This window comes from Ruegeria sp. AF3 (assembly GCF_056536285.1).
In genome coordinates this window covers 660,113-674,921 of the sequence record NZ_JBQFJM010000002.1, presented here as the reverse complement: position 1 = coordinate 674,921, position 14,809 = coordinate 660,113, and the positions used below count along the sequence as shown (strand labels likewise).

The window sequence follows — 14,809 nt, the reverse complement described above, 5'->3', positions numbered from 1 at the left end:
ACAGGACATCCTGCGCCGCGATGCACAGGTTTTCACCGCCGCTCCAGGTAGTCCATTCCGTATCTGCTTCGCAAAGACGTGTCAAAGGTACTTTGGGATGGGCCAGATGTGCGACACCTTGCTGCGAACATTCCAACGCAAGTGGTGGAAAGCCCCAGAGATAATGTGCCGTCCGCGTCATTCATCATTTACAAATAAAAACATTCATCTTAATGATTATGTATGAGCAGAGACCCACATTTCTCCCGGCGCACCTTCCTGTCTCAGGGCGCATGTCTGGCGCTCTGCCTGCGACCCAGCTTTGCGATTGCGGAGATGACACTTGGCCAATCGGCAAGGATTTCGACTTTGTCAGATGGGTATCTGTCGTTGCCGCCCGAAATGGTCTTTGGCGCAATGCCCGAGGCAGAGCTAACAGAACTTCTGAACCGCTATCAGGCAGATCTGACCAGTTACCAGCCCGAGTGCAACATTGTGCTCTACCGCGATGACCAGAATACCATACTGTTCGACGTTGGAGCCGGGCCCGACTTCATGCAAACCGCTGGCAAACTTCCGGAAACTCTGGACGCCGTCGGGTTGTCTCCGGATGAGGTCACGCAGGTGATCTTCACCCATGCACATCCAGATCACATCTGGGGTGTGCTGGACGACTTCGGAGATCCACTCTTTCCCAATGCCAGATTTCATCTTGGCCGCACGGAATGGGACTATTGGTGGAACCCCGCAACCGTGGAAAAGATAGGGGCCGACCGCACGGCCTTCGCGGTGGGCGCAAAGCGGCGCATGGAAGCCATCGAAGGCATGGTTGCGTTTTTTGATGATGGGCAGGAAATCCTTCCCGGTATCGCAGCACGCGCTAGTTTCGGGCACACGCCCGGACATATGGCCTTCGAGATTCGCAAAGGCAGTGACGCGGTGATGGTCGTGGGCGATGCGCTCGGCAATCCGCACGTCGCGTTCGAGCGTCCGGATTGGCGCAGCGGTACGGATCAGGACCCCGACGCCGCGGCAAGTGCACGGAAATCGCTGCTGGATCAGATTTCTCATGCCCAAATGAATATTATTGGATTCCATCTGCCAAATGGCGGATTTGGCCGTGTCGAAAAGGCCGGTTCGACCTATCGATTTATTGGAGAGCCTGCATGATGCGCGCTTTGTTGATTGCCTGTACCCTGGCCACACAAACCTGGGCCAGTGAGGATATTGCTGACCAGTACCCGCAGAGCGTTCTTTACTCGAAACCTGTCGAGTTTATTCCCGGCGTCTTTTCCGCCATCGGTGCAACCGCACCCCCAACCTATGAGAATTCGGGCCACAACAACAACCTCAGCTTCATCGTGACCGGAGAGGGCGTTGTCGTCATCAACGGTGGCGCGGCTTATGCGCTTGCCGAAGCGCTTCACAAGGAGATCCAAGCGATCACGGATCAGCCCGTGAAGCTTGTCTTTAACGAAAACGGTCAGGGGCACGCCATGCTGGGGAACGCCTACTGGTCGGAACTTGGAGTGCCCATCGTTGCTCATTCAGATGCGGCGGCTGAATTCGAAGAATATGGGCCGCAAATCCTTGAAGGGATGCAGGCATATAACAAGGACAAGGCAAAAGGAACTTTTCTGGCCGGTCCGACAGAAACGTTTGACGATGAATACATCGTCGAACTCGGCGATTTTCGCATCGAGGCCAAACATCTTGGACCTGCGCACAGCCCCGGCGACATTTCGATCTGGTTGCCCAATCAAAGCCTTGTCATCGCGGGTGACATGGCATTTCACGAACGTATGCTGCCGATCTTTCAGGACACCTACACCGCAGATTGGCTTGAGACCTGGGACAATGAGTTCGAGGCACTGGAAGCCACATATGTGATCCCCGGGCACGGTCATCCTACGAACATGGATCAGGTGCGCCGGTATACACGTGATTATCTGGTCTACCTGCGCGCAAAGATACGCGAACATATGGATGCAGGCGGGGATCTGGCCGAGGCCTATTACGTCGACCAAACCCTTTATGCCCATTTGGACACGTTCGAGGAACTGGCCACAAAAAACGCCGGTCGTGTCTACGAACAGATGGAATTCGAATAAGTCAGGACCGCCGAAGAACGAGCATTCGCATCATCATCCGATGGGTGGCGACGGCCCCGACCCACATCGAGAAGACGGCAAGCCACGCAGTTAGCGACAAGGACGATCCCCCGGACAATCCGGCACCAACGGCGCAGCCACCTGCCAACATTGCACCAAATCCCATCAAGACGGCCCCCACAAGGTAGCGCTCCATCGGAGTATCCGGGCCAAATTGTTCGATCTTCCACTCGCCGGAAAGAATGGCAGAAACAGCGGCGCCAATTGCAACGCCCGGAACCAGACCAATGCCAAAGGACAGGGCAATTTTCCGCTCAGCCACCAGCGCCATCAATGTGTCCGTTGCCGGGCCGGTGAACGTGACCGAAGACACCGGCACGACGTCGAAGGAGGCTTGTGCAATCGCAAATGTCATCAACCAGCCAAGCGCCACAGCGACACCAACTCCGGCTGCCATGACAATCTTTGTCATTGTAACCTGCTGGCGCGCTGCAAACGCAACGGCCAGAACAAATGTCCCCGCGGCAAAGGCTGAGTATGCGATCGGCGAAAATCCAAGTAGTGCCGAAAGGTCGCGCGCGTTGCCACCTGCGATCGTCCAAAGACCGGACAGCGCCTCGCGCGCGGGGCTGAGCACACCTGTGTAAGCCGCTTGCGCGACCAACGTCAGAACCAGCCCCGTCACCATTGCCCTCAGGTTGCCGCATGAGGCCAACACCAACAGGCGCGACGCGCATCCGCGCGCCAAAATCATTCCGACGCCAAACATCAAACCGCCGATCACCGCGCCACTCAGGCTGCCTGTCGACGCAATTGACCGCGCCTCGGACAAATCCAGCCATTCAATCGAGACGAACCCCTGTACCAGCGTCAGCGCCGACGTGAACGCGACCAGCCAGACGGCCAGACGGGGGCCAAGCTCGCCCTCGGCGACTTCAACAGTGGATGCCCGCAAACAGAATTGAGATTTCTGAGCGGTGACTCCGAACAGGATGCCAACAAGCAAACCGGCGGCAGCCAATGTGCCCGAATCTCCCAGCAGATCGATGAGGCGTTCCATAGACAAAACTCTCACCTCTTTACGTGTCCGTCTTTGCCTTCCGTCAAGTTCTCACTGTGCGGCCATCGGTTTGCGCGCAAGCTGGCACTGTGTCCACAATGCACCCAACGCCTCGACCAACAGGGTTACATCTTCTGACGAATGTACAGGTGACGGCGTAATCCGAAGGCGTTCGGTGCCTTTCGGGACAGTAGGATAGTTTATCGGCTGGATATAAATCCCGTAGTCGCGCATCAAAACATCCGAGATGAAGCGGCACTTGACCGGATCACCGACCATGACCGGGATAATATGGCTTGGGTTGGGCGTGTGCGGGATGCCCAAAGCGTCCAGCCTGCTCCGAACCTCGCTTACGCGTTGCTGATGCAGGCACCGCTCCTCATTGCTATGCTTGAGGTGCCGGACGGATGCTGCGGCGCCGGCGGCGACGGCCGGGGGCAATGCTGTGGTAAAGATAAATCCGCTGGCAAAGGAACGGACAAAGTCGACAAGTTCCTTTGACGCCGCGATGTATCCACCAACCACGCCGAACGCTTTGCCCAACGTGCCTTCGATAACCGTCAGGCGATCCATCAGCTCTTCGCGTTCAGCGATGCCGCCACCGCGCGGCCCATACAGCCCGACGGCATGAACCTCGTCCAGATAGGTCATCGCGCCGTACCGATCCGCCAGATCGCAGATTTCGGCAATCGGCGCGATATCGCCATCCATCGAATACACACTTTCAAACGCGATCAGTTTTGGTGCGTTGGATGGCAGGTCCATGAGATGTCGTTCAAGGTCCTTCAAATCGTTATGCTTCCAGACCCGCTTTGCGCAACGACTGTGACGGATACCCTCGATCATCGACGCGTGGTTCAATTCGTCGGACAGAACCGTGATACCGGGAATTCGCGAAGCCAGAGTTCCCAAAGCAGCCCAATTTGAAACATACCCGGACGTGAATAGCAGCGCTGCTTCCTTGCCATGCAGATCCGCAAGCTCCTGCTCAAGCAGAACATGTTCATGCGTGGTCCCCGAAATATTCCGAGTCCCGCCAGCCCCTGCGCCACAGGTGTCGATCGCTCGGTGCATGGCCGCCAGAACCTTTGGATGCTGACCCATTCCCAAATAATCGTTCGAGCACCAGACTGTGACTTTCTCAGGTCCGTTTTCTGCATGGTTGTGTGCAGTTGGAAATGCTCCGCAATGACGCTCAAGCTCGGCGAAGACCCGGTAATTTCCTTCGGCCTGCAATTGCCCTAGCTGATCACGAAAAAACTGTTGGTAGTTCATGTCAGTTTCCAACGGCTTCTTCTACGATACCGGCCAACAAGGCTTCGACTTTCTCCATTGGTCCGTCAGGATAGCTTCGGTAGCCCACTTTGACACCGCCTTCGTCCTCGGCCACGAAGATCCCGTAGGGGCAATAGCCGATATTCATCGGGTCAGCCTCCATCATTTCGCGCGAGAGCCTTGCGGAACAGAAGATAAATATTTCAGCAGCTGCGAATATCTGTTTGTCGCTGCCGACATCCGCCCCCGTCCGGTTCAGCATGTCACCAACATGGCTCACATAATCGATAACCAGCCCCTGGCCAACAATTGCTGATTCAACGGCAAAGGTGGCGTCATCAAAGCTGCCGTCAAAGGGGACGGCAATGACCTCCCCTGCAAAAACCGGGTTTGCTAATGCAACCGAAAAAGCGGCTGATGCGATAAAGTGTTTCATGATGATGTTCCTCCTCCTGAACCACATTTCTTCAGATTTCACCGCCAAGGCTTTGACACCGGTCAAAGCCTTGGCGTTTCTTAACCGAACATGTCCGATGTGATACCGGCATACCAACCCAGCGACTCTTGGTAGGTTGCTTTTCTCAGGTCGGAGCCTTCGCCGGTCTGGCTGATAAAGCCGTCCACCTTGGCAATCTTTTCTGGCGTTGCTTCATAAGTCGCACCGACCTTGACCCCGTCATCCGTATCAATGAGCGACCAGCACGTGTTCGAAAACTTGGCCGGGAATATCTTTGATCCGGTCAATGCACCGCGAACGGCATTGGCGCAGACTTTCGCCTGGCTGTTGGCCGAAAAACCGGATTTCGGCATGTCGCCTTGCTGGCTGGCATCACCAAGAACATAGATGTCAGGGTCAGCTTTCGATGACATGTCCGCCGCATTCACCGGTGCCCAGTTGCCATCGGTCACACCGGCCATTTCCGAAATACGCCCGGCTTTCATGGCCGGGATCACGTTGCAGACATCGACCTGGGTTTCTTCACCATCGATGGTCACCGTCATGGCATCCGGATTGACCGAGACATTGCCGCCGCCAAAATCCTCTCCGATCCAGTCGATCATGCCTTCGTAGTGGTCGGCCCAACCTTCCTGGAACAAAGACATCTTGGAGAATTTGTCTTTCGGATCAGCAATGATGATTTTCGCTGTCGGATTGTTCGCCTTCAGCACATGCGCAACCATCGAAACCCGCTCATAAGGTCCGGGGGGGCAACGGTACGGGTTCGGCGGCGCAACCATCGCAAAGGTTCCACCCTCGGGCATCGCCAGAACCTGCGCCTTCAACAACTCGGTTTGAGAGCCCGCCTTATACGCATGCGGCATCTTGTTCTGTGCAGTCACATCCCACCCCTCGACTGCGCCATCGACAAAGTCGATACCCGGGCTCAGGATCAGTTTGTTATATGGAATAGATCCGCCACCCGCTAACGATACGGTTTTGGCGTCGCGGTCGACACCCACGGCCCAATCGTGAACCACGTTGATACCGTATTTTGCGGCAAGAGTGCCATAGCTGTGCGCAATGTCCGAAAGCTCCTGAAACCCGCCCAGATACAGGTTCGAGAAAAAACAGGTGTAATATGTTTTGGACGGCTCGATCAGGGTGACGTCAATCTCGCCCTTGCTGTCTTTGGCAATATAGCGCGCCGCGGTTGCGCCGCCTGCCCCGCCCCCGACCACCACGACACGGGGCTTTCCCTGCGCCAGCACCATCGGGGCCGACAGTCCGGCGGCAAGTACCCCTGCGGTTCCCAGAAATGTCCGTCTGTTGAGTGTCATCGCGTTTCCTCCCCTTGGGCATTGTCACTGTGGGTTGTTGAAGTAAGCGGCCAATGCCGCGATCTCATCACTGCTCAGGCGGCCCGCGATCATCTGCATGACGGGATGGGGCCGCTGCTTGTCCTTGTAGGCGTGCATGGCGACAACGAAATCCTGGTCGGGCCAGTAAACGATCGAGGGAATCCCATCATCGCCTCCCTCTATCTGGTGGCATGTCGTGCATTCGCTGCTCAGATATTCGCCGTATTCTGGATCACCCTGTATCGCGAGGATTTCGGGGTTGACGGAATGGTCCGTTCTCTTTGCCGTTGGGTCGGCTTCGGGGATGTCCTGCGGGTTGTCGGAAAACACACGCAAATAGGCAATTACATTGGCCCGATCTTCCGGGTTCTCGAGCCCACGAAAGCTCATTCTGGTGCCGGATGCGAATGCGCGGGGGTTTTCAATGTAAGCCGACAATGTGTCGGCGTGCCATTCCAGCCCCGAAGTACCTGCACGGATCAGGCTTTTGGAATAGGTGAACTCCTCTAGCCCGGCAGCCCGGCGGCCAAATACACCATTCAGGTGCGGACCGATCCTGTTTTCAGCACCGGCGCCGACCTGATGACATTCTTTGCATTGGGCAAACACAAGTTTGCCGGCTACAGCATCGCCCAAGTCTTCGGTCGCGGTGGCGGCAGTTGTCAGGATACTCGCAGCAAACATGACACCTGTTGCCCACCGCCGCCACATGATCAGCTTCCGAACGACTTCAGGTAAACGATGACCGCGTCGATTTCATCCTGTTTCTTCAGCCCGGCAAAGGACATACGTGTCCCCTTCATGTAGGCTTTAGGCTTGGCCAGAAACGCGGCCATCTCTTCATCCGTCCAGATCAACCCATCCTCGGCGGCAGCTTTCATGGCCTTGGAGTACTTAAAGCCTTCGACGGCGGCCGCATTGGCACCGGCAACGCCGTTCAATGCCGGACCCGTGCGATGCTTGGCCCCTTCGCCGACCTGATGGCATGACTTGCACTTCTTGAAAACTTCTTCGCCATTTTCGATCATTTCGGGATCAAGTGCTGCTATGTCCTCAGCAGGTTCTTCGACTTCGACGGATGTTTTTTCGTTTACAGACGCCTGGTCCGGACTGTCAGCCCCGGCTTCGTCGGGCGTTACATCCAGAACGGCGGCGCGCATGGTGATTTCCACGCCTTCTTTGCAATCCGTCATGCATGGCTCATCCGTCCAGAAATGCGCCTCGGCCGTTTCGCGGTCATCCACGATGAAACCCCCGGCATTCGGCATTTCCACTTCAAGGAAATTTTCGTGCGACAGCGTGAACTCATCATCAACGATGTCGTTGGAATACAGGATATAGGCGACAATCGCGTAAACATCGTCAGGCTCCAGCGATTGTGCGTCTCCAAACGGCATCGAACGGTTCACATAGTCCCATACCGTCGAAAGGTGCGGCCAGAAGGAGCCCACTGTTTTCAGCGGGTCCTTATCCGCAAGCGTGCCCTCGCCGCCCGCCAGTTTCGGCCAATTGCCCACACCTTCTGCAAAATCGCCATGACAGATCGCGCACCGTTCGGCAAAGACCTCTTCACCGGTGAACACGTCGCCGGACCCTTCGGGCAATCCGGTTCCGTCAGGTGCAACGTCGTGGTCCCATGCTGCGATTTCTTCGGGCAACGCAGGGCGCCCAAGTCCAAGCTTGTCTGCATGGGCTGGAACCGCCACGCACAACCCAAGGGCCGAGGCGGCCAATAGCTTACGATACTTCGACATTTTCCGCCTCTCCGTTTTCCTTGATCCACCAGGTCTGGATACAATTGTTGTGGTAGATCGAGTTCTCACCACGCACGTCGCGCAGCTGAGCTTTGCTGGGTTGGACGTAACCGGTCGAATCCTTGGCGCGGGCCTGCAACAGCATCTCTGTACCGTCCCAGTTATGGTCCAAATAAAACCGGGTCAGCGCCTTGTCTGTTCCGGGGGCCGCCAGACGGGCCGCAGCCCAGTTCTTGCCACCATCCACCGACACATCGACGCCGGTAATCGAGCCCCGCCCAGACCAGGCCAACCCGGTGATCACCAACGGCCCCGGCCCATGCGTGATCGGTGCTTGCGGGCTGGGCGAGGTGACGACCGATTTGGCGTCCATTACCCATGTCCATTTGCGTGATGTTCCGTCTTCGAGTGTATCCGTATACTTGGATGTCTCTTCGCGACTTTCGATAGCAATCTCGGTGACCTCGACGCGGCGCAGCCACTTAACCCACATGTTGCCTTCCCAGCCGGGAACGACCAGCCTGACCGGATAGCCGTGTTCTTTGCGCAATGCCTCACCATTGGCTTTGAACGCAACAAGTACGTCGTCCATTGCCTTTTCCAATGGGATTGAGCGGCCGTTCGAGGAAGCATCCGCGCCTTCGACGTAAACCCATTTGCCTTCGGTCTTTACCCCCGCTTCTTCGAGCAGGGTGCGCAGCGGCACACCGGAGTATTCCATGTTGTGGATCATTCCGTGCGTGAACTGCGCGCCGTTGAGCTGCGCACCGGCCCATTCCATACCGGTATTGGCAGCGCATTCGCAGAAATAGATACGGTTTTCGCGCGGGAAACGTTCCAGATCTTCATATGTGAAGATCAGCGGAGTTTCGACCAGACCGTTGATCATCAGACGGAAGTCCGCCTTGCTCAACTCGATCGCACCCGAATGGTGCCGCTCGAACGCGCATCCCTGCGGGGTGATCGTACCATCCAGCGCGTGGATCGGCGTGAAATTGATCGAACTGATCGTGTCTGCGGTCAACCACTCGACATTGCGCCGTACAACATCACTCTCGAATTGGATTGGCAGGCCGTAGGGAGTTGCATCCACGCCTTCGCCCGTTGCCTGTGCCCATTCCTGAACCTGCGTGATCAGCGGGTCAGGGCCTGCGGCGCGCGCCGCTGAGGCTCCGACCGCACCTACGCCAACCGCGGCGGCACCGCTTAGAAACTGGCGACGCGATGGGGCTTTTCCCCTTGGGTTCTCGCTCATCTTGTTTGCCTCCGTCATTCGATCAGCAAATCTTGTATTCAATGTTTGAAGTTCGGTTCGCGCAGTCAGGCTCCGATCACCTCGACCGATGTATTCGGTTCGACGGTTACGGTACCCTGATTGCGAATGTGGTTTTCGACGACATCCCAGATGGGCGGGCCTTCGGTGCCCTCGTTGACGCTGGCCCAACCGGCCACAACATAGGATTTCTCCGGATCAATCGCCTCACCTGTCTTGAGCAGGGTCATGTCGCTGATCCGCTGCCCTTGCGGTTTGGTGACATCGATTCGGTACCCAAGGCCGCCGACACGCACCATGTCGCCACCCTGCTGGTAATAGGGATCGGGGTTGAACAGGTTGTCGCCAACATCCTCAAGGATCACGTGAATGAATTCACCCGTCATTTCCGTACGATACGCATTCGGATAAGACATCGAAGTGACGTTCCAGATATCCTCACGCGTGATCTCCTGACCGGGCAGGATCGACGGACCCCAGCGCACACCCGGCGACATGGCAATGTCTGCCTCGCGCTCGCTGATCAGTGCGTCACAGATCAGATCGTCCCACGTGCCATTGAAGTTTCCGCGCCGATAAAGAAGCGAGTCCGTCTTGCCGATCACTTCGCTTAGCGCCGCGTCATATGGTGCACGCTGTTCGTTGATCAGGGCCGTGATTGCCGGATCAGGCGCGATGACGTCTGAAAAGATCGGGATCAGCTTGTGCTTCAACCCCATCATCTGGCCATCCCGCACGTCCAGATCAACGCGGCTGACGAACTTGCCGTTCGAGCCGGACGCGATGATATGCGTCTTTTCGACCAGAACCGGTTCAGGCAATGCGTCATGGGTGTGACCGCTCAGGATTACGTCAATCCCCTGAACACGGCTTGCCATCTTCTTATCCACGTCAAAGCCGTTATGGCTGAGGACAACGACCACATCGGAACCGGCGTCGCGCACCTCGTCCACCATGGCCTGCATGTTCTCATCCCGGATCCCGAACGAGTATTCCGGGAACATCCAACTGGGGTTGGCAATTGGCATATACGGGAAAGCCTGTCCGATAACGGCAACTTTGGCCCCGCCGCGCTCGAAGAACTTGTAGGGCCTGAAAAGTTCCGCAGGTTCATCCCATTCCGCGTCAAAGATATTCTGACCTAGCGCCGCAAAGGGCAAACCTTCGACGATCTCGTTGACCCGCTCGCTGCCCAACGTGAACTCCCAATGGAATGTCATCGCATCTGGCTTGAGTGCATTCATCACGTTGACCATGTCCTGACCCGCCGTCTGATAGCAGGTATACGAGCCATGCCAGGTGTCGCCCCCATCCAGCAACAGCGCATCTGGCCGGTCGGCACGGATGGCGTTGATAATAGTCGAGACCCGGTCAAGCCCTCCGACGCGGCCATAGGTTTTTGCCAATGCAGCAAAGTCATTGTAGGTAAGCGCATAAGCGGACGGGCTGCCATCTTCGATCCCATAAGCCTTGCGAAACGCGGCCCCCGTCACATGCGGCATTTGCCCGCGCGCGTCTCCGATGCCCAGATTGACCTCGGGCTCGCGGAAGTAGATCGGTTTAAGCTGCGCGTGGATATCGGTGATATGAATCAGGCTGATATTTCCGAAGGTCTCAAATTCCAGCAACTGGTCCTGGCTCAGGCTTTGCTGGGCCGCCAGCCTTGCCCAGTTCCCTAAACCGGATGCCCCATATAGCGCTGAGGCCGCCATGGAGACCTGTAGAAAATCACGTCGCGATATCATCTGTCGGCTTTCCTGTTTCACATATAAATGTGTGAATGTAGTAGAAATGAAAAACCCGCGCCCGACAATCCCGGCGCGGGTTCTTTGTTACTGGCGTACCGACGGCGTTTCGACCGAAAGCCCATTGCCGCGCGATGCTACATAAAGCTCCAGTGCGCGGAATTCGTCCGAGCCTTCTGCAAAGGTTTCAGCGCGTGTATCGCGAATACAGCCGCGGAAGCGATTGTGGCGCGAGATCAGCTTGGCCTGTTTCAGACGATAAGTCGGGAAACCGTTGATCATCCCCTGGCTCAGATGGTCGGCCCGGATCATGTTGCCCCAATTGTCTTCGTGACAGTTGGCGCAGCTCAACTCCAGCTGACCATATCGGGTGTAGTACATTTCCTTGCCTTGCTCCCAATATGGGGCAGCATCGCCGTCAATGGCGACATTCATGGGCAGCCCTCGTGACTGAAAGGCAATCAGCGCGACCATGCCCTGCATATCGGCACCAGACCATTTCCACGCATCTGCTTCCATGCGTTCCGTACGGCACTTGTTGATCAGATCTTCCATCACAACCAGCTTGCCGGTTTCCGCATCGACCTTCGGCATGGACGCTTGCAGCCCTTTGAAGCTTTCCACATCATCGTGGCACGAAGAGCAACTTTTGCCAGCCGCGCCATCGACAGCCTCATAAAGATCAGCGGCCTGGTCGACAAAGATCATAGCCGGGTTGTCGAAATCGTCGATCTGCAACGCCTGCGTTTCATCGGTCCTGAAATGCCACCCCGAGTAGATCGTATCGAAGTTCTCGACATGGGCCGGGGCCTCGGTCACCGAAACCATTTCCAGTTCTTCGTTGATCACCAGCTTGTCTTCGTCAGGTCCAGCTGCCACTGAAACCGGGAAAGCCAGAACTGCCGCGATCGCCGTGAGTGCTTTTTTATTCATTGCGTTCCTCCCTTGGGTGATCAGCGCAGGTTTTTACCACCGGCGCTGATCTGCCGTTACGGTCGAGCCGTCAGGCGATCTCGATCGGTTTTTTTGTGTCGTAAACGGACCCGTCATCGTCATACCAGGTGAAAACGAATTCCCCGGCTTCAGGCACGGTTGCATCGAACTGAAAATACGGGTTTGTCGAAATCGCCGGCTCCATCGTCACGTCTATCACCAGTTCTCCGTTAAATTCGCAGGTGAACCGATTGATGATCGAACGCGGAATGACGTTGCCTTCCTTATCCTTACGCTGGCCACTTTCCATATTGTGGCTGATCAGCGTTTTGATCGTGATTGCTTCGCCAGCAGCGGCTGTTTTTGGAACCTTGACGCGGGGTTTTACACCGGATGCCATTGGTTGTTCTCCTGTTCTTCAGGGCGCGTGGCGATCAGCCGCCGCAGCCGCCAATTGTCACTTTTACGGTTGCCGAAGCTTTGGCAAAGCTACCATCAGCCATTTTGGCCACAGCAATGACATCTTGCGTTCCTGCAAGACGAATGCGGGTCGAAGCCGCCTGCGCAGCAGCCAGCGGGCCAAAGTTGAACGTGGCAACGCCGGGCTCGGGGTTTCCGGCCGCTACGATCAGGATCGCAGCCGCACCCGGCGCGCTGACTTCGATCGGAACGGTGTTTCCGTTCTCGGCAATTTCCGGCGCCGTCAGTGTCACACCGCCGTCGGCCATGTCTGCACCGCCAGTAAACGCGGCTATCGCGTCTTCCGCAGCCGCATTTGCGCGGAACGGCATCAGGGTCAGGACCGCAGCGCCCAGACCAAGAGCCAGAGTCTCGCGACGAGAAAATTCCATTTTCAATCTCCTTTGGATCCTCACGAATTCACGCCTGAAAGCGTGATTATTGTTCTTTTAGGGTTGCGAGGAACGCGACGACGTCCTCAATTTCCTGTGCAGTCAGGATTGACGTCAAAGGCCCTGACGGGGCTTTGCCCGTATAGGCGTCGCCCGGGCGGATATAGCCGTCATCCTTGTAGAAGGCCGGCATGACCGTTCCGTCAAACGTCATCTTGGCATTTGCGACCAGTCCTCGAAGCTCCGCCTCGGACCACCGGTCCCCGGCCCCATCCAGCAGCGGACCGACTTCGCCATGGAACGGAATATCCGCCAAAGCCGTGACCTGATGACAGGCCACACAGTTGCCCTTGGATTTCTCGCCCACGATGACCGCACCGTTTGCCGCATCGCCAGCGACGCCGGTCAATGAAGCCTCCACCGCGCCATAATCGTCGAACTGTACCTCTTTTGGTCCTGTTTCTGCCGCGATGGCGGCACTGCCTGTTATGATACAAGCCAAAGTCAAGTGTCTCAGCTTCATGATCCCTCCCATTTGCTACCGCGCCGATGGCGCTTTGCGACCCAAAGCCTCTGTGTACCGTAGTCGACGGGCAGGGTTCATCGCAACATTAAATTCATCTTAATGAATTTTTTTATTTATATTGCAACACGTCAATCTTGCGAAACATTGTTTCTCTCTTGAATGCGGCGCGCGTGATACCGTTGAAAATCTTCCCCGTTATCAAGCTCGTACCGTTTTTCATTGACCCAGGTAAAAAGATCGAGGGTCGTTCCCTTCGAGAACGCCCCGGGCATGACCGCAACGGCCGCTTCGATTGCTGTGGCATCCTCTGACACGTCCTCCGGCAAGAAAACCAATGTAGGGGTGAACAGAATCCCCCATTTGCGCATCAGTGATCTTTGCTCGGCTTCTTCTCCGTCAAAATCGGTGGCCATCGTACTTCCGTGTAGGTCCAGCTGAACGACAAAGAAGTTTTCTTCGATATACGCAGATAGGTCGGGTTGCGGGAAAACCTCTTCATGCATCTTTTTGCAGTAGATGCAGCCCTGTTGTTCAATGAACAGAACCAGCCGCTTGCCTTCCCCCCTCGCTTCTTCAAGGTCTTCACGAAGGTCTTTGAACGTGTCTCGCATCCACGGCGTTTTATGCAGACCGTCATCCCCCAGTTCAGCTGCGTAAACCGCCCCAGCAAACAGCCCTGCAATCAAGAACAATACTATCCGTTTCATGGTGTTCTCCCGAATTAGCCAATGGCCGCCAGCCAAGGCATGTGATCCAGCATCCATTGTGCGATTAGATTTATGGAATTGGTCGCGATCAGGATGCCAAAAAGAATCAGCAAGACACCCATCGCCTTTTCAATCATTCCCAGATGTTTCCGGAAACGTGCCATCCATTGCATGAAGGGCCGAACCAGAAAGGCTGCCAGAACAAACGGCGCTGTCATGCCAACCCCATAGACGAACAAAAGCACGGCACCGCGCCAAGCGGTCTCGGTTCCAGCCGCCGTGAACAGGATCGCCGCCAAAACCGGCCCGACGCAAGGCGTCCAGCCAAAGGCAAAAGCCAGCCCCAGAACATATGCCCCGATCACGCTTACATTTCTCGTCTCACCGATGTCTGCGCGAAACTGCCGATACAGGAAGCCGATACGGAAAAGACCCAGAAAATGCAGGCCCATCGCGATGATGATGAGCGCAGCGATCCATCGCAGAATGTCGAAATACGCGCGTACCATCTGACCGAAGATCGACGCCGTGGCCCCAAGCGCCATGAAGACCGTTATGATCCCAGCGGCAAAAGCTATCGCTGACAGGGTCGCCCGGCGGCGAACATCCGGGGTGATCGTCGAACCGGCCGAAATCTGCTCCATCCCGACGCCCGCCAGATAGCTGAGGTAGAACGGGACTATGGGCAGAATGCAGGGGGACAGGAAAGACAAAAGCCCCGCGATCAGAGCCCCTGCAAACGTGATGTCGAGCATGGTCAAATCCGTCCTGACAGGCTATTATTCATACATTCAA

At 56.3% G+C, this 14,809-nt stretch carries 16 protein-coding genes; 2 read left to right on the top strand and 14 right to left on the bottom strand.

Features of this window, described 5'->3' with window-relative positions:
* The first annotated feature begins 222 nt into the window (after window positions 1-222).
* Both ACR3FC_RS19860 and ACR3FC_RS19855 read left to right on the top strand, forming a co-directional pair.
* A complete protein-coding gene (locus ACR3FC_RS19860; RefSeq protein WP_480478103.1) occupies window positions 223-1,149 on the top strand; it encodes an MBL fold metallo-hydrolase in 927 nt (308 codons plus the stop codon).
* Window positions 1,146-2,090, top strand: a complete 945-nt coding sequence (locus ACR3FC_RS19855; protein WP_480478101.1) for an MBL fold metallo-hydrolase — start codon at window positions 1,146-1,148, stop codon at window positions 2,088-2,090. The genes ACR3FC_RS19860 and ACR3FC_RS19855 overlap by 4 nt, the downstream gene beginning before the upstream one ends.
* A 1-nt stretch (window position 2,091) precedes the next feature.
* On the opposite strand, the gene ACR3FC_RS19850 is transcribed toward ACR3FC_RS19855, so the two are convergent.
* The 14 genes from ACR3FC_RS19850 to ACR3FC_RS19785 all read right to left on the bottom strand — a co-directional run bounded on the left by ACR3FC_RS19850 (window position 2,092) and on the right by ACR3FC_RS19785 (window position 14,769).
* Window positions 2,092-3,150, bottom strand: a complete 1,059-nt coding sequence (locus tag ACR3FC_RS19850; RefSeq protein WP_480478099.1) for a YeeE/YedE family protein — start codon at window positions 3,148-3,150, stop codon at window positions 2,092-2,094.
* A 51-nt stretch (window positions 3,151-3,201) separates the two neighbouring features.
* Window positions 3,202-4,425 carry a 5-aminolevulinate synthase gene (gene hemA, locus ACR3FC_RS19845; protein WP_480478097.1) on the bottom strand — a complete coding sequence of 408 codons (1,224 nt, stop codon included), beginning with the start codon at window positions 4,423-4,425 and terminating at the stop codon, window positions 3,202-3,204.
* Between the two features lies 1 nt (window position 4,426).
* On the bottom strand, window positions 4,427-4,861 hold the full coding sequence (locus ACR3FC_RS19840; protein ID WP_480478095.1) for a DUF302 domain-containing protein: 435 nt from the start codon (window positions 4,859-4,861) through the stop codon (window positions 4,427-4,429).
* Window positions 4,862-4,941: 80 nt separating this feature from the next.
* The gene (locus tag ACR3FC_RS19835) at window positions 4,942-6,204 is read right to left on the bottom strand and encodes an FCSD flavin-binding domain-containing protein (RefSeq protein WP_480478093.1); all 1,263 of its coding nucleotides are present in this window, start codon (window positions 6,202-6,204) and stop codon (window positions 4,942-4,944) included.
* Window positions 6,205-6,228: 24 nt separating this feature from the next.
* Window positions 6,229-6,909: a c-type cytochrome gene (locus ACR3FC_RS19830; protein WP_480478212.1), complete on the bottom strand. Its 681-nt coding sequence runs from the start codon at window positions 6,907-6,909 to the stop codon at window positions 6,229-6,231.
* Window positions 6,910-6,938: 29 nt separating this feature from the next.
* Window positions 6,939-7,979 (bottom strand): c-type cytochrome, encoded by a 1,041-nt coding sequence (locus ACR3FC_RS19825; protein ID WP_480478091.1) that lies wholly within the window; start codon window positions 7,977-7,979, stop codon window positions 6,939-6,941.
* Window positions 7,963-9,234: a sulfite dehydrogenase gene (soxC, locus tag ACR3FC_RS19820; protein ID WP_480478089.1), complete on the bottom strand. Its 1,272-nt coding sequence runs from the start codon at window positions 9,232-9,234 to the stop codon at window positions 7,963-7,965. The genes ACR3FC_RS19825 and soxC overlap by 17 nt, the downstream gene beginning before the upstream one ends.
* A gap of 65 nt (window positions 9,235-9,299) precedes the next feature.
* Entirely contained in the window at window positions 9,300-10,997 is a 1,698-nt protein-coding gene (gene soxB / locus ACR3FC_RS19815; protein WP_480478087.1) for a thiosulfohydrolase SoxB, read from the bottom strand.
* 87 nt (window positions 10,998-11,084) lie between these two features.
* The gene (soxA, locus tag ACR3FC_RS19810) at window positions 11,085-11,930 is read right to left on the bottom strand and encodes a sulfur oxidation c-type cytochrome SoxA (RefSeq protein ID WP_480478085.1); all 846 of its coding nucleotides are present in this window, start codon (window positions 11,928-11,930) and stop codon (window positions 11,085-11,087) included.
* Window positions 11,931-12,000: 70 nt separating this feature from the next.
* Entirely contained in the window at window positions 12,001-12,330 is a 330-nt protein-coding gene (soxZ, locus tag ACR3FC_RS19805) for a thiosulfate oxidation carrier complex protein SoxZ (protein WP_209507503.1), read from the bottom strand.
* A 34-nt stretch (window positions 12,331-12,364) separates the two neighbouring features.
* Entirely contained in the window at window positions 12,365-12,781 is a 417-nt protein-coding gene (gene soxY, locus ACR3FC_RS19800; protein ID WP_209507502.1) for a thiosulfate oxidation carrier protein SoxY, read from the bottom strand.
* A gap of 46 nt (window positions 12,782-12,827) precedes the next feature.
* Window positions 12,828-13,304 carry a sulfur oxidation c-type cytochrome SoxX gene (gene soxX / locus ACR3FC_RS19795; protein WP_267366181.1) on the bottom strand — a complete coding sequence of 159 codons (477 nt, stop codon included), beginning with the start codon at window positions 13,302-13,304 and terminating at the stop codon, window positions 12,828-12,830.
* Between the two features lie 131 nt (window positions 13,305-13,435).
* Window positions 13,436-14,014 carry a thioredoxin family protein gene (locus ACR3FC_RS19790; RefSeq protein WP_480478083.1) on the bottom strand — a complete coding sequence of 193 codons (579 nt, stop codon included), beginning with the start codon at window positions 14,012-14,014 and terminating at the stop codon, window positions 13,436-13,438.
* A 14-nt stretch (window positions 14,015-14,028) separates the two neighbouring features.
* Window positions 14,029-14,769, bottom strand: a complete 741-nt coding sequence (locus ACR3FC_RS19785) for a cytochrome c biogenesis CcdA family protein (protein WP_480478081.1) — start codon at window positions 14,767-14,769, stop codon at window positions 14,029-14,031.
* Window positions 14,770-14,809: the final 40 nt, after the last annotated feature.